This is a genomic window from Pediococcus pentosaceus ATCC 25745, assembly GCF_000014505.1.
In the GTDB taxonomy this organism is placed as follows: Bacteria; Bacillota; Bacilli; order Lactobacillales; family Lactobacillaceae; genus Pediococcus; species Pediococcus pentosaceus.
This window is the reverse complement of record NC_008525.1, coordinates 1,289,188-1,305,847: the sequence shown is the minus strand read 5'-3', so window position 1 is coordinate 1,305,847 and position 16,660 is coordinate 1,289,188. Positions and strand designations below refer to the sequence as shown.

Genomic DNA, 16,660 nt, shown 5'->3' with positions numbered 1-16,660 from the left:
ATTGGCTGAAAATTCAGTATTAACAGTTAGTATTGTTACTCCTGATGGTCAAGTCTATGATGATGACCAAGTTACCATGTTGGTAGTTAATACCAAAGAAGGTGAATTAGGTATCTTGCCTAATCACGTTCCTGTAATTGCTGCTCTTGCGATTGATGAAGTGCGGGTAAAACACAGTCAAGAGGAAGACGTTATTGCAGTAAATGGTGGATTTGTTGAATTTTCTGAGAATACTGCAACTATTGTTGCGGATACCGCTGAAAATCAATCTGATATCGACGTAGCTCGTGCTGAAAGTGCTAAGAAACGTGCTGAAGCAACGATTCGTAAAGCGCAACAAGCACACGACAATAGTGAATTACGGCGCGCTCAAATTTCACTTCGTCGGGCTATTAACCGAATTAATGTATCAAAACATTAATTTAGTTATTGGTCATAAAAAACGCTCAATTTTGAGCGTTTTTTTTGTGTTTAAAAATGATAAATTTAGCTTAGTTTCTGGTACAATAATACATGTATGAAATTTTGGAGGAAAATTATGTTAGGAATTCAATCTGTAATAACTTTAATTTGTTATCTATTTTTCATCCTGATTTCCTTTTGGAGTATTCAGGCTATTCCATTTCATAAATTTATGGGAAGATATGAGAATCAAGCACGGGTTTTAATCGTATTGCTGTCTGTGGTTATTGGATATACGGTAAGTAGTTTTTTCTTAAATTTAATTACAACGATTGAAAATTTAACATTTTTAGTCAAATAGGGGATTAAACCTAAATGAAGCAAATTTTGTTACTGATTATTCGTGGGTATCAAAAATTTATCTCGCCAATGTTTCCGCCATCTTGTCGATATTATCCAACTTGTTCTAATTATAGCCTCCAAGCCATCAAACGATTTGGTGCCATAAAAGGCGGCTTGATGGGGGTTGCAAGAATTTTAAGGTGTCATCCATTTGTGCGAGGCGGATACGATCCAGTGCCAGATAATTTTTCTTTAAAACGCAATCAAAAAAATAGTAAACCAAGAAATTAGGAGTTAAAATGTCTAGAAGAGAGAAAAAGTTCGAAATCGAAATTAAAGAAGTTAAAGAAAATGATTCAGTTATCAATGAGGTTTATATCAACAGACAGTTAGTTGGTCAAATTTCTCAAGTAAATGATAAGAATTTTACAGCTTCTAACCAAAGTGGAGAAATGCGTGTAAAATCTATGGATGAAGGAATTCAATGGATTGTAGCTGAATTTAACCTACATTCTCTATAGAAAGGAGCTACCTCGATGGAAAGAATGAATTCTAGGGTTGCTCGAAAGGATGATAGTTCCCGGATTGACTATGGAATTATTTTTCCAGTGCTAATGCTAGCAATTATCGGGCTGGCGTCCATCTACGTAGCTGCGACACATGATACTAGTGCTACAAGCATCTTACGACAGGTTGTTTCTCAGTTAGTTTGGTACGTATTGGGTATCGTAATTGTCACTGTCATAATGCAATTTGATTCGAAACAATTGTGGAAACTAGCACCAATTGTGTATGGAATTGGACTACTTTTGTTAGTTCTAGTCTTATTTCTATACAGTCGAGCCTACGCGGCTAATACGGGAGCAAAGAGCTGGTTTGCTCTAGGACCCTTTACCTTCCAGCCCTCTGAAGTAATGAAACCAGCTTATATTTTGATGATGGCAAAAGTTATTACGGTTTACAACTCAAAAGTAAAAGAGCGCACAGTCCGCAGTGATTGGAAGCTTATCGGAACAATGATTTTATGGACTTTACCAGTGCCTATCTTGTTATTGTTGCAACATGACTTTGGCACGATGTTAGTGTTTATTGCTATTTTTGCTGGATTAGTCGTGGTTTCGGGAGTTACTTGGCGAATTTTGGTACCGTCTTTTGTTGGAATGGTGGTATTAGGAAGTTCAACCTTGATGCTGGTCGCTACAAGTTGGGGACAATCGTTTTTGAGTAAGTTAGGTTTTGAATCTTATCAATTTGCTCGAATCGATAATTGGTTGCATCCTGCTTCGGATACTACTAATTCAGGTTATCAATTATGGCAAAGTATGAAAGCTATCGGTTCTGGGCAATTATTTGGAAAAGGTTTCAACGTTTCGAACGTTAACGTTCCGGTTCGAGAATCTGATATGATTTTTTCGGTTATTGGAGAAAATTTTGGATTTGTCGGTAGTGTAGTATTAATTGGACTATACTTTTTATTAATTTATAAAATTATCCAAGTCATTTTTGATACTAAAAATGAATTTTATGCGTATATAGCAGTGGGAGTTATCATGATGATTCTATTCCATGTATTTGAAAATATTGGAATGAACATCGGGCTTTTACCACTAACTGGAATTCCGCTACCGTTTGTTAGTGCAGGAGGTTCGGCATTGATCGGAAATATGATTGGCGTGGGGTTAATCATGTCGATGAGGTACCATTATTATTCTTATAGTAAAACAGGATTAGAACAAAAAGCTGATTTCTAAAAAACTAGTGATACAAATTAGGTATCCTAGTTTTTTTATTTTAGTGTTGACAGCTAAACTGATGGCATGTATACTTTAGCCTATTAACAAAGTATTAGAGAAAGATGAGTAAACAGATTTATCTACGCTTAGAGAGTTTCCGGTTGGTGGAAGGAAATCGAGGTAATCGTTGAAGATGGTCTTTCAATTTATTCAGCGGATTTGTGAGCATTTAGTTAGCAAATCATGGGAGCGCCCATTACAGCGCACGGGTTGATTGACCCGCAGAGTTCGTTGACCGTAAGGCAACGAAAAAACAAGGTGGTAACACGACAGACTTTCGTCCTTGAATATAGCTTTAGCTATATTCGGGCGAAAGTTTTTTTGTTTAAAAGGGGGATTAGAATTGATTGAATTTAAGGACGTTTCAAAAACTTTTGAAACCAAAGAAGGAACAGTCCACGCAATTAAGGATGTTAATTTAAAAATTGATAGTGGAAAAATATACGGCATTATCGGATATTCTGGTGCTGGTAAAACGACTTTAATTCGAATGTTAAATGGTCTTGAGAAGCCGACAACTGGGAGTGTTAATATCAATGGAGTAGCAATCAATCAATTGTCAGCTAAAGATTTACGCGTCCAACGCCATAAAATTGGAATGATATTCCAACATTTTAATTTATTATGGTCAAGAACCGTAAAAGAAAATGTTATGTTTCCATTAGAAATTGCTGGAGTTGCTAAAGTTGAACGTGAAAAGAAGGCTTTAGAGTTAATCGATTTGGTTGGTTTAGAAGGAAAGGAAGATATGTATCCAGCTTCCCTATCCGGAGGGCAAAAGCAACGAGTGGGTGTTGCTCGAGCATTGGCAAATGATCCAGAAATTCTTCTCTCTGATGAAGCCACTAGTGCTTTAGATCCAGAAACAACCGATGAGGTACTAGATTTATTACTTGATATTAAGAAACGTCTGAATATCACCATTGTATTGATTACCCACGAAATGCATGTCATTCGTAAAATTTGTGATAATGTAGCCGTTTTAGACGGCGGTAAGATTATTGAAGAGGGAGAAGTACTGAATGTCTTCAAAAATCCTCAACAACCGTTAACACAACGTTTTGTTTCCGCAGAATCTGATCCAAGTCATCAAGAAACAGAAATTGTTTTAGATGAGTTATTAAATAAATATCCCAATAGTAGAATCGTTCGGCTAACTTTCCATGGGGATCAGGCTAAATTACCGATCGTTTCGGAAATGGTACATGAATTTCCCAAAGTTGATTTAAATATCGTTGCAGGTAATATTAAGCAAACTCAAGAGGGTTCTATTGGGACATTATATTTACAATTAACAGGACCTGAACCACAAGTAGCTGGGTCGGTTAATTTCTTAAAGAAATTACGGGTAGAAACGGAGGTTATCGCAGATGGGAAGTAGTTCTTATTTTGATTTTAGTTCAGTTGATTGGACTGAAATGGGGAGTGCAACTTGGGAGACGATTTGGGTAACGCTTGTGTCTGTTTTATTTACAGCAATTATTGGCTGCTTGATAGGTCTCTTACTCTTTGAAACCAAAGATAGCAAGAGTAAAGGAATTCAGGTAGTTAATTGGTTAGTTTCGTTATTTGTTAATGTATTCCGATCAATTCCTTATATTATTTTAATCGTTGTTTTGATTCCTTTTACTAATACGTTAGTCCACACCATTGTAGGTCCAGTAGCAGCTTTACCTTCTCTAATTCTTTCTGCGGCTCCTTTTTTTGGACGAATTGTAGAAATGTCGTTTAGAGAAATTGATCAAGGCGTTCTAGAAGCAGCAGAAGCGATGGGCGCAAGCCATTGGACAATTATCTTTAAAGTTTTGTTACCTGAAAGTTTACCCGCGCTGGTATCAGGCTTGACTGTTACAGCAATTTCGTTAGTAGGATATACAGCAATGGCTGGAGCCATCGGTGCGGGAGGCTTAGGCGCCTTAGCGTATAACAATGGTTTCTTGCAATATAATGGAACAATCATTCTGGTGGCAACGATTCTAATTGTATTATTTGTTTTTGTTCTTCAATGGATTGGTGATTTATTAGTTAAAATTATTGATAAAAGGGTTGTTTAATCAAGGAGGAAATTTTTATGAAAAAGAGTAGAGTTTTAACCGCATTAACAATTGCAGCAACTGCAGTAGTTTTGGCAGCTTGTGGAAGTACCGCTAAAAAAACAACGACGGTTACCATTGGGGCTTCACCTACCCCTCATGCAGAAATCTTAAAGCATATTCAACCTGAACTAAAAAAGGAAGGGGTAAATCTTAAAATTAAACAATTCCAAGATTATGTTTTACCTAACAAGGCATTAGCTTCTAAAGATATCGATGCTAACTACTTCCAACACACTCCTTTCTTAAAGGAATGGAACGCCAAGAACAAAGGAAATTTGATTAGCGCAGGTTCAATTCACCTGGAACCGATTGCAGTTTATTCAAAGAAGTATAAATCACTAAAAGATCTACCTAAAAATGCGACGGTACTAGTAAGCAATAATGTAGCAGATTATGGACGGGTGCTTGAAATCTTTAAAGATGCTGGGTTAATTACTCTCAAGAAGGGTACGGATACCACGAATGCTAACTTTAAGGATATTGCCACTAATAAGAAGAATATTAAATTTAAGACGGGGTACGAACCTAAATTGATGCCTCAACTCTACAATAATAAACAAGGTGACGCGGAAGTAATTAATTCTAATTATGCAGTTCAGGCTAAATTAAGTCCCGCCAAAGATGCGATTGCAGTTGAAAAATCATCGTCTCCATATAGCAACATTGTAGCAATTAGACCAGATGAAAAGAACAATAAAGCCCTTAAGAAAGTGATTAAGGCACTTAAGTCAAAATCAACTCAAAGTTGGATTAAAAAACACTTTAAAGGTTCTGTAGAGCCGGTTGAATAACTTCTAAAATCTGTAATAACACTGAATGTTATTACAGATTTTTTGTTGGTCTGACGGGGTTAAACATGTCAATTTAATTGACTTTTTGCACGATAACCCATATAGTTAGTTACATGACTAATTAAGTTTATAATGAAGGAATTAATAAAATTTGAAGGTGGATGTTATGCAATTTAATTTTAATAGCAGCGAACCAATCTATCTCCAAGTCGCCCAACAGATTGAAGATGCAATCTTTACCGGCGGTTTTAAAGAGGGAGAACAGATCCCTTCCACTACTGAAATATCAAAAGAATTTCACATAAATCCTGCAACAGTTTTAAAAGGAATGAATCAACTGGTTTCACGAAAGCTTTTAGAAAAACATCGTGGAGTAGGGATGTTCGTGGCTGAGGGGGCAAGTAATCAAATTACTTTGAATCGCCAGCAAAATTTCTATAATAAGTATGTAATAGGGGTAGTTAAGGAAGCAGTTCGCCTTAATATTAATGAGGAAGATTTAAAAAAATTAATTGAACAGGGGTATAAATCTATATGAAGGGGATCGAAGTAAAGCAGGTAACCAAGTCATTCGATAAAAAAATGATTTTAAATGGAATTGGGATGACAATTGAGCCTAATAAAATTTATGGTTTGTTAGGTCGAAATGGGGCTGGAAAAAGTACTTTACTAAGCTTATTAGTAAACCGAATTGCTCCGGATACGGGAGAAATTCGGTTAGATAATAAAGTTATTCGTGATAATGATGAACAACTCTCTAAGATGTTTTTGATGAGTGAAGTGGATCTTTATCCTAAAAACCTTAAAGTTAAGGATGTTTTCAAGTGGACCAAGAGCTTTTACGGGGGCTTTGATGAAGAACTCGCACAAGATTTATGTGAGAAGTTTGGATTACAAACTAATATTATTTTTAATAAGTTATCAACCGGTTACCGTACTATTATGAAGTTAATCGTTGCATTGGCGGTTCCGGTGGAATATGTTTTCTTAGATGAACCTATTCTAGGTTTAGATGCCGGTCATCGAGAAATTTTCTATAATGCCTTAGTTGAGACATATGCGGAAAATCCTCGTACTTTTGTTATTTCAACCCATCTAATTGAAGAGATTGCTAATTTAATTGAGCATGTCTTAGTAATCGATCATGGTCGTTTAATTGTGGATGATGAAACCGAAAAAGTGCTAGGTGAAGCTTACGTAGTTAGCGGACCTGAGGACAAGGTGGATGAATATACCCAAGGATTGAACGTTATTGGGAGCGATAAATTGGCTCGAATCAAAGCTAGTTATGTTTTTGGTTCATTAGATAATAAACCAATTTCGGACTTAATTAACATTGATCAAATGGATTTACAAACCTTATTTGTCAATTTAACAAATGGAGGTAATGAGAATGAATAAAGTAGCTAGCGTAATCAAGTACGATTTAAGTTATTTTGTCCGCTTGATTTTAATTGTTTACCTGTGGCTAATTGGTTTGCTGGTAGGAATTCCAGTGCTATTACATTTAGTAGCTAGTGGTACCGAAGGGATGGTCATTGCCATCTTAAATGATTTATCTCTACTAACAACGGCAGCCTTGTTTGTTAACGTAGCCTTACTATTTTATTTTGGCTTTTTAACGTACGAGCGTTTTTCTTTCTTAATTCAAAATGGAATTTCGCGAAGAACGGGTTGGTATGCAAAGGTTATATCGATATTAATTGTAGCGTTAATCGGTAATATTTATAGTTTTATTACCGGATTGTTTGCATTAAACGGGGGAAGTGGGTATAAGTCAGTACCTTATTTAGAATTATATGGTCATTTCTTTAAATCATTGCCATTAGATTTAGTTTCAATGTTTATTGTTAACTATATTATGTTGGTTATGCTAGCCGTCTTTGGTATCATTGCGGGAGCCGTCTTTGCGCTATTAACACGGAAAAATCAAAAAATTGTGGCAATATCAATCCCTATTTTAGGAATCCTGTTATTGGCGATATTGGAAAGAATAGTTATACGACAATCGCATATATTAGACCCGTTAGTAGCATTCTTAAAATTTGCTATGGGTTATTCTAAAACTTTAGGTTACTTTAACCCAATCATTCCAGCGACAGGTATGGTAATATTGATTGTATTATCTTTGATAATCTCAAGATGGTTAAATACATTATTACGTACTAAACGAGGAGAATGACTTTTATATGGATCAGACAAGCAATAGAACATTAAAGAAAGAAGTCCTAGAACTCTATCGGGGAAACTGGATAACAGCAATTAAAATTAACATTATACCAATTGTTTGCTCCATTTTTAGTGGATTTATAATTGCTAGTTTGATTGGAATAATTTTATATTTTTTTAGTCAGATTGATAGCAGCGCACTAGGTACAATGGGAAATTACAGTCAAAATTCAGGGACCCCTTATTCAGGCAGGACGACTGCTCAACAATTTTTCTTTCAAGCAATCGTAGTATTTTTTACAGTGGGAATTCAATACGGAATTTTAGATTGGTTACGACACCGAAATCAGCGTCTTTCATGGGGGACAGCCTTCCAAACCTTTAGCAGAAAGTATTTTACATCAACTCTAGCTATTTTTATTTTTCAATTTATTTTCCGCTTCTTATGGTCCTTCTTGCTCATTATTCCGGGTTGGATCAAATATTATTCGTATTCACAAGCCTATTTTCTTTATAAAGAAGCCACTGATCGGAAGATAAGTGATCGTTTTGAATTTGTTAATTTCATTACTTTTAGTCGACGACTCATGGATGGCAATAAGGCAAGATTACTGGGATTACAAATTTCATTAATTGGATGGTACATTTTAAGCATCATTACGTTTGGAATAGGATTTATTTGGTACGTTCCCTATCGCAACGGGCTTTATGCCGTATTTTATAAAAATTTAGTTGAACAGCGTGGTCAACAAATTCTTCCAGAAATATTTGGATGACAAAAACGCATCTAAACTTAGTTAAAAGCTAAGTTTAGATGCGTTTTTTAATCTGTAGTATGTCTTGCTCCGTAGAAAGTGTAAACAATAATTCCAATGATAAACCAAACTAGTGAGTATAATTTAGCTTGGGCGTCTAGTCCCCAGAAAACTGCCAGAGAGCCTAAGAAAGCCAAGGCAGGAAGAACAGGGTAGAGCGGCATTTTGAAGCTTGGAATAGCAATATCTTTACCTTCACGAGGTCGCAGGACATAGATCCCTAACGATACAAACATAAAGGCGATTAAGGTCCCAGCTGAGATTAATTGCGCTAAGAAAGCAAAAGGAAACATGGAACCAATAATAATGCCGATAATTGTTAAAAGGCTTAATGCATGGTTAGGAAGACCTTTTGGATTTACTTGACCTAACCATTTAGGTAGCATACCATCACGTCCAAATGAGTATAGCAGACGAGAACCAGCCATCATCATGCCAATTAATGCTGTAAACATCCCAATTACGGCAATTGCTTGAATCACACCAGCAATTACTCCGTGACCAGCGTGTCGTAAGGCCCAACCGACAGGTTCAGCATTATTAGCGTAATTCGTGTAATGAAACATTCCAACTAGCACTAGCGAAACTGCAATAAAAAGGATAACAGCAATTATTAACGATCCTAAAATACCGCGAGGCATAGTTTTTTCAGGGTTTTTAGCTTCTCCGGCATTAGCAGCAATTGAATCAAAACCAATATAGGAAAGAAAAATCATTGAAATTCCCGAATAGATACCTTTCCATCCACCAAAGGAAGTTCCGTCTGGGTTGGTATGATATTTAGGGATAAATGGTAGGTAGTTTTGAATATGGATAGCTGAAAGTCCCACAATAATAAATACTAAAATAGCAACAACCTTTAAAACAACGAGTGCATTTTCGATGCGAGCGGCTCCTGTAGTTCCATGAGCTAAAAGTAACGCTACCGCAATAACGACGATCAACGCAGTAATATCAATGATTCCACCATTAGTACCTAGAGGATTTGCAAGCTGTTTGGGAATTTGGATTCCAATTGAGGAAAGCAGTCCCCTAAAGTTAGCTGAAAGTCCGGAGGCCACGAAGGCTACGGCGATGAAATATTCCGCTAACAAAGCCCAGCCGGCTACCCAACCAAACCCTTTACCTAAGATTACGTTAATCCAAGAGTATGCAGATCCAGCAAATGGCATAGCGGAAGCCATTTCGGCATAAGCAAAGGCTACTAGGCCGGCAACTACAGCTGCTGCTAAGAATGAAAGTACGACGGCTGGACCAGCATGTTGAGCTGCAACCACACCAGGAAGTGTGAAGATGGAGGTGGAAACGATCGTCCCAACCCCAAGAGCTAAAAAGTCTTTGACTACTAGGGTACGAGTCAAATGAGAATCTTTATCTTCATAAATAGCAGGATTTTCTTTTTTAATAAAATTTTTGATGAAATTATGCAATAATTTAACCTCCTTAAATAGTAGTATAGACTATCATATCATATTCTATCATTTATTTTTAATGTTTAGCTAATCAAATTTAATTGTATTTTTAAGTGAAGAATGGGAAATATTTTTGCTAAGTTGATGAACGTGTTAGAATCAATATATTATTAGGAGGACATGCCTTTGGATTCAATTAATGAAACACAAACAAAAATAGCAGCTCTAAGGATGGATCTCCGAGTTGGAAAAATATTTTCTTCTTTAGGAAAATCAGTTGGACTAATTATTGATTCGGCTTCACAAGATTTACCAGTTACTGAGGTAAAAGTCCCCCAAGATGAAGATGATGTAGTTGAATTACTTAAAATTATTAATGAACAGTTGGGGAAGGGAGACATGGACGAAATTAGTGATGATAACATTAATCTACTAATGGATCACCTAGGCTCTTTTAAAGCTCAAATCCGTGATGGTGGAGTTTTCACTCTTTTTGGTGATTTACTCCAATATGATATTTTAACTAAAAATCAAAAAATAATGATATTTGATCGTTTGATTAGTGACCAGATGCTCTTGTCGCATATTAATGAAACACAGAATGATGCGGCATATTTAAGAGCATACACACTAATTTTGTTAGCAACTCTTATCTACATTGATCGAGCTGGGACCACTTTTATTGATCCTAAACGTCGATCAAGATTGGTAAACCAAATTGTACTCTATACTATGCTAGAAAACGATACACGTGGATATGAAGACGGGCGAGGATGGATTCATGCCTATACACATTTGGGTAACGTTTTAGATGAGCTAGCAAGTGATGAAAAGTTAGTCCGAGCGGATAAAATTTTATTAATGTGTACAGTGATTGAAAAGATAAAAAGATTAAAAACACCGTTAATTTATGGAGAATCTATTCGTTTAGCGGTATACATTGCCGACCAGCTATATGAAGACGACGTATATCAGCAATTTTTATTGATTGAACTTCGCGAATGGCGTCGCTCTTTGGAAACAATTCAAATGAGAGAGTCCAGTGCTATGTGGAATGCTTTATTTAATCGTCAGCGTTTTTTGCAAGCTCTCGTTTTAAATCCGGATATGGCCAATTCAATTGTGGAATATTTGGAAGATTCCAATGATTTTACAGTATAATTTTTAACTTCTATTTCATCATTGAACTGATTTTATGATATACTGAAGGTTCAATAAACGTTTGATAATTGGCGGAGCAAACTCAAGGTTTGTAATTATCTTACATACGAGGTGGAAAAAATGAAAATTGCTGTACTTGCCGGTGGGAAAAGCACGGAAAGAAACGTGTCGCTTTCATCTGGTTCAAAGATCACCAATGCTTTGCGATCAAAAGGTTACGATGCAACGATGATTGATTTATTCTTGGGATATGAACTTGAGGATGGTCAAAGTTATGAAGACGTATTTAAGTCTAGTAATACCAGTACTGATTATGAAATCAGTGACGCAGTTTTAACAGAAGAAGATATTGAAGAACTTCGTACAGACGGTACGGTTGGATTGTTTGGGAAAAATGTTTTACCAATCCTCCAAGCTGCTGACTTTGTTTTTCTAGCGTTACATGGTGGTGATGGTGAGAACGGTAAAGTTCAAGCTGTTTTGGATCTTAATCATATTAAATATACAGGTAGTGGTTCACTAGCTTCAGGAATTGCCATGGATAAAGCAATTTCAAAAGAGATAATGTTGTATAACAACATTAAAACAGCCCAATTTGCTGTATTGCATGCAAAAGATGGTATTCATCCTCAATTAGCCTTTGACTATCCAATGGTTGTTAAGCCTAATAGTGGTGGTTCAAGTATTGGTACTAGAATTGTACATGATGAAGCCGAACTAGCTGAATCATTAAAGGATGCCTATCGTTTTGATGATGAAATTATTGTCGAAGAATTTATCACTGGACGTGAATTTTCACTAGGGGTGGTAAATGGTCAAGCAATGCCAGCAATTGAAATTGTGGTAAATGATGGTTGGTACGATTATGAACATAAATTTCAAACGGGTTCAACGACTAAATTCGTTACTCCTCCAGAAATCGAAGATGATGTTCATGATGAAATGAAAAGGGTAGCTGTTCAAACAATGGATGCCTTGGGCATGACTAACTATGGACGCGTTGATTTTCTAACTAACGACACAGGCGTATATGTAATCGAAGCCAATAACCTTCCAGGAATGACACCTCTATCGTTATTACCACAAGAAGCAGAAGCAGCTGGTATTAGTTATGAGGACCTTTGTGAAAGTATCGTATTAGGCAAGCAAAAGCTTTACGATGAATTAAAAAAATAAATTTAAAATCCCTCTTTAGAGTAATTAAACCCTAAGGAGGGATTTTTTATGAAATTAAAATGTACGTGGTCAACTAAGAATGCAATTTTAGAAAACTATCATGATAAGATATGGGGAAAGCCATGTTTTAGTGACCAAGAACTCTTTAAATGTCTGGCAATTCAAATTTTCCAATCGGGGTTAGATTTACGAACGGTTTTGACGAAATTGGAAGCATTAAATGAAATGTTTGACGAGTTTAAAGTTCAAACTGTTGCTGGCTATGATCAGTCTAAATTAGAAGCGTTGATGGCATGTCCATTAATCATTAGAAACCGACGAAAAATTAAAGCAGTTATCCATAACGCAGATGTGATCTTAAAAATGTCTCAAACGGGGATGTCTTTTAATGATTTTATCTGGTCAAAAGTAGATTTTGTTCCTATGGATTTAGAACCCAAAAATAATGCTAAGATGATGTTTGATTTACCAATTGCTAGAAGGGTGTGTAAGGACATGCAAGAGCTGGGATTTCAGTTTGTGGGGCCTACTAACATTAGCTTCTTTTTACAAGCAAGTGGAATAATTAATACACACTGGGTAAATTGTAGTTATCGTTAAAATGGCGTAAATAAAAAGTACGGCGATTTAATTTTTTTAAACTAAATTACTGTACTTTATTTTTATTATTTATTTTCTAAGTCTGTGCGAACAACCAAAACATCACAAATGGCGGTACGGGTTACGTATTCGGTAACGGAACCGATTAATAAACGTTCAACAGCGTTTAATCCAGTAGCACCAATCATGATTAAATCTGTATGAAGTTCTTTAGGGACATCTTGAGAGATTACTACCTTTGGTGAACCGTACTCAATGGAATAAGCAACATTTTCTAATCCATCATTGTGTGCCTCTTGGATATAGCGGTCTAAAGATTTTTTAGCTGTATCTGTGACTTGGTCGACCATGGCGGTATCGAAACTCGAAATATTTTGGAAAGCACGAGTATCTATAACGTGGAGTAAATGCAATTCTGCACCATCGTTACGCTTAGCGACGGCAACTGCTTTTCTAAAGGCTAGCTCTGCTTCTTTGGAACCATCAACTGGAACAAGAATATGTTTATACTGTTGTGTCATAACATAACCACTCCTATCTATTTACCCTCATTGTACGTTAAAAATGAGAAAATAAAAAGGAATTTACTATAAAAATTTTAATAAAAATAGCAAAGTTCCAGTGGTAGAAAAAATTCCTAAAACTAAAGCAATTAAAATTAGAACAGTATTTCCAGTTATTCCTAACAGTAGAGTAATAATACTAATGCCTATTAATATTTTTCCAACTACATTTAAACTTTGGCTGAGTAATTTATTAGTAGAAGGTTTAAATAGCATAAAATCCGTGGAACGGTGGGTATAGAGGTAATAACCGATATAAAAGATAATAATTGCAAAAATGAACATAAAGAGCTGAATTAGCATAAATAAATCCTACTTTCTTAATATATAAAAAAACCCCACCGGAGTGGGGCAAAGAACTTTTAGTAGCGTTCATATCGGCCAGTATCTAACCCTAGTAACTAGGTGGGTGCACATACCCAAACAGCATGTTTCCTTATACAAGGCATACAATTCACTTGAGATCCGTGCTCCCGATTAGATGTTTGTTGGAAGAATATGAAACCGATAATTCCGAATACCTAAGAACTTCATAATTATCTTACTATACTTTTTGTAGAAAATACAATGTTAATGATTAGAACGTTGTGATTTCTTTAGACTTTCGTACCGATTTTTAATTTTCTCTTCATAGGTACTATTACCTTTGGCATCAAAATAGGCAGCATCAACCAATTTGTCTGGTAGATATTGCTGAGCTATCCAGTCATTAGGATAATTGTGAGGGTATTTGTAATCTACCCCACGACCTAAAGCAGCTGCACCTTTGTAATGAGAATCGCGTAGATGGTCTGGGACTTCACCAATCTTTCCAGTACGTACATCGGTTAAGGCATTATCGATTGCGCTAATGCCTGAATTGGATTTAGGAGAGACACAAAGTTCAATCACGGCGTCAGCCAAAGGAATTCGAGCTTCAGGCAGTCCGACGTGTTCAGCGGCCGTGACGGCAGAAACTGTCCGTTGACAAGCTGGGGGGTTAGCCAAACCGATATCTTCATAAGCAATGATTAACAGTCGACGGATAACACTTTGCAAGTCGCCACTTTCCAAAAGTCGTGCCATATAATGGAGAGCCGCATCTGTATCACTACCGCGAATCGATTTTTGAAAGGCAGAAATTACATCGTAATGAGCATCCCCATCCTTATCTTGGGTGAGAGCTCTTTTTTGCAGACATTCTTCTAGAATAGCTAGTGTTAAGTGAATTTTTTGATTTTCGTCAGGACCAGTTGAACGCGCAGCCAGTTCAACTGCATTTAAGGCGCTACGCAAATCACCATTAGTGGACTCAGATACAAATTTTAAAGCATCTTCATCAATTACGATGGGTAATTCACCTAAGCCACGGGAGGAATCCTTAATCGCAGCAAGGACGGCTTTTTTAATTTCATCCGGTTGAAGTGGTTTAACTTCAAAAATTTGAGTTCTACTACGGATTGCCGGATTGATATTGATATAAGGATTTTCAGTTGTTGCACCGATTAAAATGATATTGCCATTTTCTAAATGGGGGAGGAGGAAATCCTGCTTAGTTTTATCTAAACGATGGATTTCATCTAGTAGCAGAATTACAGTTCCACTCATTTTGGCTTCTTCAGCCACAATTTGAAGATCTTTTTTAGAATCGGTGGCAGCGTTCAAAATTCGAAAAGCATATTTAGTTGAGCCTGAAATAGCACTGGCAATACTAGTTTTACCAGTTCCAGGAGGGCCGTATAAAATCATGGATGATAAAAGTTTGGCTTTAACCATGCGGTCGATAATTTTTCCAGGACCGACCAAATGCTGTTGACCAACAATTTCTTCGATAGTTCGTGGGCGCATACGAAACGCTAATGGTTGCATTTTTTCTCCTAAAATAAAAATTTAAAGTAAATAAAAAAACGGCCAAGGCCGTTTTTAATATGATTATAGCTTGTTGTAGTATTCAACGATAAGTGAATCGTCAATATCTGCTTCAAGTTCATCACGTTGTGGAAGACGAACAAGAGAACCTTCCAACTTGTCAGCATCAAACTGAACAAATTGTGGACGACCAACAACAGCTTCAACAGCTTCGCTGATAATCTTAAGATCTTTTGATTTTTCACGAACGCCAATAACTTGGCCGATTTCTACTTCGTATGAAGGAATATCAACACGCTTGCCATCAACAGTGATGTGACCATGATTTACCAATTGACGAGCTTGACGACGAGTAGTTGCCAAACCTAAACGGTAAACCATGTTGTCCAAACGACGTTCAAGTAAAACCATAAAGTTTGTACCAGGAAGACCTTCGCGGATCTTACCAGCGCGAACAAATAGGTTTGAGAATTGACGTTCTGTTAAACCGTACATCATACGTAACTTTTGCTTTTCGCGAAGTTGCATACCGTATTCAGAAATCTTACGACGGTTATTTTGACCATGATCACCAGGAGCGTAAGGACGGCGAGCCAATTCCTTACCTGTACCTGTTAATGAAATACCAAGACGACGTGAAACTTTCCAGCTTGGGCCTGTATATCTAGACATAAAAATATCCTCCAATAAATTGTTTTTGTTGGAGTAAAATAAACAAATGTGGGTTTAGTATTCGTGCAGATTGCTTTGCAAGGTTCACCTTTGCAGCCGCTGAGGTTACTAGTTGACCTGAAAAACAGGCAACAATCTGTTGACGAGCTTACCGCCCACCGCTGCATTATTTTACACTCCTACTAGTTTAACGCACTCAAAACAGAACTGTCAATGTGTTTAACTAATGCGTCTCTGAATTTAATCAGAGTGGCTTCATCATCTTCACTAAAACGATTGAGAATCGGTGAGTCAATGTCTAAAACACCTAATAATTGGTTACCCACCATTAAAGGTAAGACAATTTCTGAGTTTGATGCACTATCACAAGCAATGTGTCCAGGAAATTCATGCACATTTTCCACACGGAGGACTTTATTTTCTTTAAAGGCAGTTCCACAAACTCCCGAACCGTTTTTGATGTGCATACAAGCCACATTTCCTTGGAAGGGTCCCAGGACCAATTCATCTTTTTTTGAATCAAAAAGATAAAAACCACACCAGTTTACATCTTTGGTTTCGCTATACAACAAAGCTGAAGCATTTGAAAGATTGGCAATTAAGTTGGTTTCATTAAACAAAAGTGCATCAATCTGTTCGACAATAATTGAGTTAATCGGTTCTGACATTGTAGTCACTTCCTATATAATGTTTAATTAATAAAAAATCCCTAGTTTAACAAACTAATGGGTATGATATAATTAATTAGGTAAATTCTAAATTGAAGAAAGTTAAAAGGCAAGTTTTTTATCAATTGAATTGAGTGAAGTTAAGAAGGATG

The 16,660-nt window shown here is 36.5% G+C and carries 20 protein-coding genes and 1 other annotated feature; of the genes, 15 read left to right on the top strand and 5 right to left on the bottom strand.

The window, feature by feature from the left end:
- The first annotated feature begins 1 nt into the window (after position 1).
- The 12 genes from PEPE_RS06380 (at position 2) to PEPE_RS06325 (ending at position 8,369) form a co-directional block, all read left to right on the top strand.
- Entirely contained in the window at positions 2–421 is a 420-nt protein-coding gene (locus PEPE_RS06380; RefSeq protein WP_011673609.1) for a F0F1 ATP synthase subunit epsilon, read from the top strand.
- Between the two features lie 117 nt (positions 422–538).
- On the top strand, positions 539–763 hold the full coding sequence (locus PEPE_RS06375; RefSeq protein ID WP_011673608.1) for a DUF1146 family protein: 225 nt from the start codon (positions 539–541) through the stop codon (positions 761–763).
- A 14-nt stretch (positions 764–777) separates the two neighbouring features.
- Positions 778–1,035, top strand: a complete 258-nt coding sequence (yidD, locus tag PEPE_RS06370; protein ID WP_011673607.1) for a membrane protein insertion efficiency factor YidD — start codon at positions 778–780, stop codon at positions 1,033–1,035.
- 8 nt (positions 1,036–1,043) lie between these two features.
- Positions 1,044–1,265, top strand: coding sequence for a DUF2969 domain-containing protein (locus PEPE_RS06365; RefSeq protein WP_002833689.1), 222 nt, complete (start codon positions 1,044–1,046; stop codon positions 1,263–1,265).
- 15 nt (positions 1,266–1,280) lie between these two features.
- Positions 1,281–2,495 (top strand): FtsW/RodA/SpoVE family cell cycle protein, encoded by a 1,215-nt coding sequence (locus PEPE_RS06360; protein WP_011673606.1) that lies wholly within the window; start codon positions 1,281–1,283, stop codon positions 2,493–2,495.
- An 86-nt stretch (positions 2,496–2,581) separates the two neighbouring features.
- Positions 2,582–2,825: a binding site (T-box leader), on the top strand.
- 55 nt (positions 2,826–2,880) lie between these two features.
- Entirely contained in the window at positions 2,881–3,918 is a 1,038-nt protein-coding gene (locus tag PEPE_RS06355) for a methionine ABC transporter ATP-binding protein (RefSeq protein ID WP_011673605.1), read from the top strand.
- Positions 3,908–4,591 (top strand): methionine ABC transporter permease, encoded by a 684-nt coding sequence (locus PEPE_RS06350; RefSeq protein ID WP_011673604.1) that lies wholly within the window; start codon positions 3,908–3,910, stop codon positions 4,589–4,591. The genes PEPE_RS06355 and PEPE_RS06350 overlap by 11 nt, the downstream gene beginning before the upstream one ends.
- 17 nt (positions 4,592–4,608) lie before the next feature.
- A complete protein-coding gene (locus PEPE_RS06345) occupies positions 4,609–5,424 on the top strand; it encodes a MetQ/NlpA family ABC transporter substrate-binding protein (RefSeq protein ID WP_011673603.1) in 816 nt (271 codons plus the stop codon).
- Between the two features lie 166 nt (positions 5,425–5,590).
- Complete coding sequence (locus PEPE_RS06340; RefSeq protein ID WP_002833694.1) at positions 5,591–5,962, top strand: GntR family transcriptional regulator; 372 nt, start codon at positions 5,591–5,593, stop codon at positions 5,960–5,962.
- Positions 5,959–6,825, top strand: a complete 867-nt coding sequence (locus PEPE_RS06335; RefSeq protein WP_002833695.1) for an ATP-binding cassette domain-containing protein — start codon at positions 5,959–5,961, stop codon at positions 6,823–6,825. The genes PEPE_RS06340 and PEPE_RS06335 overlap by 4 nt, the downstream gene beginning before the upstream one ends.
- A complete protein-coding gene (locus tag PEPE_RS06330; protein WP_011673602.1) occupies positions 6,818–7,606 on the top strand; it encodes a hypothetical protein in 789 nt (262 codons plus the stop codon). The genes PEPE_RS06335 and PEPE_RS06330 overlap by 8 nt, the downstream gene beginning before the upstream one ends.
- Before the next feature lie 7 nt (positions 7,607–7,613).
- Positions 7,614–8,369: a DUF975 family protein gene (locus PEPE_RS06325; RefSeq protein ID WP_011673601.1), complete on the top strand. Its 756-nt coding sequence runs from the start codon at positions 7,614–7,616 to the stop codon at positions 8,367–8,369.
- Positions 8,370–8,416: 47 nt separating this feature from the next.
- On the opposite strand, the gene PEPE_RS06320 is transcribed toward PEPE_RS06325, so the two are convergent.
- On the bottom strand, positions 8,417–9,838 hold the full coding sequence (locus tag PEPE_RS06320) for an APC family permease (RefSeq protein ID WP_002833698.1): 1,422 nt from the start codon (positions 9,836–9,838) through the stop codon (positions 8,417–8,419).
- Positions 9,839–10,006: 168 nt separating this feature from the next.
- Here PEPE_RS06320 and PEPE_RS06315 point away from each other — a divergent pair, with 168 nt between their 5' ends.
- From PEPE_RS06315 to PEPE_RS06305, 3 genes are all read left to right on the top strand, one after another.
- Positions 10,007–10,981 (top strand): DUF2785 domain-containing protein, encoded by a 975-nt coding sequence (locus PEPE_RS06315; RefSeq protein ID WP_002833699.1) that lies wholly within the window; start codon positions 10,007–10,009, stop codon positions 10,979–10,981.
- A gap of 120 nt (positions 10,982–11,101) precedes the next feature.
- On the top strand, positions 11,102–12,157 hold the full coding sequence (locus tag PEPE_RS06310; protein ID WP_002833700.1) for a D-alanine--D-alanine ligase family protein: 1,056 nt from the start codon (positions 11,102–11,104) through the stop codon (positions 12,155–12,157).
- A gap of 48 nt (positions 12,158–12,205) precedes the next feature.
- A complete protein-coding gene (locus tag PEPE_RS06305; RefSeq protein WP_011673600.1) occupies positions 12,206–12,757 on the top strand; it encodes a DNA-3-methyladenine glycosylase I in 552 nt (183 codons plus the stop codon).
- A gap of 65 nt (positions 12,758–12,822) precedes the next feature.
- Here the strand turns inward: PEPE_RS06305 and PEPE_RS06300 are convergent, their stop codons facing one another.
- The 4 genes from PEPE_RS06300 to PEPE_RS06280 all read right to left on the bottom strand — a co-directional run bounded on the left by PEPE_RS06300 (position 12,823) and on the right by PEPE_RS06280 (position 16,508).
- Entirely contained in the window at positions 12,823–13,278 is a 456-nt protein-coding gene (locus PEPE_RS06300) for a universal stress protein (protein ID WP_002833702.1), read from the bottom strand.
- Positions 13,279–13,890: 612 nt separating this feature from the next.
- Entirely contained in the window at positions 13,891–15,168 is a 1,278-nt protein-coding gene (locus PEPE_RS06290) for a replication-associated recombination protein A (protein ID WP_011673598.1), read from the bottom strand.
- Between the two features lie 63 nt (positions 15,169–15,231).
- The gene (rpsD, locus tag PEPE_RS06285) at positions 15,232–15,840 is read right to left on the bottom strand and encodes a 30S ribosomal protein S4 (protein WP_011673597.1); all 609 of its coding nucleotides are present in this window, start codon (positions 15,838–15,840) and stop codon (positions 15,232–15,234) included.
- A 182-nt stretch (positions 15,841–16,022) separates the two neighbouring features.
- The gene (locus PEPE_RS06280; RefSeq protein ID WP_002833706.1) at positions 16,023–16,508 is read right to left on the bottom strand and encodes a GAF domain-containing protein; all 486 of its coding nucleotides are present in this window, start codon (positions 16,506–16,508) and stop codon (positions 16,023–16,025) included.
- Between the last annotated feature and the right edge of the window lie 152 nt (positions 16,509–16,660).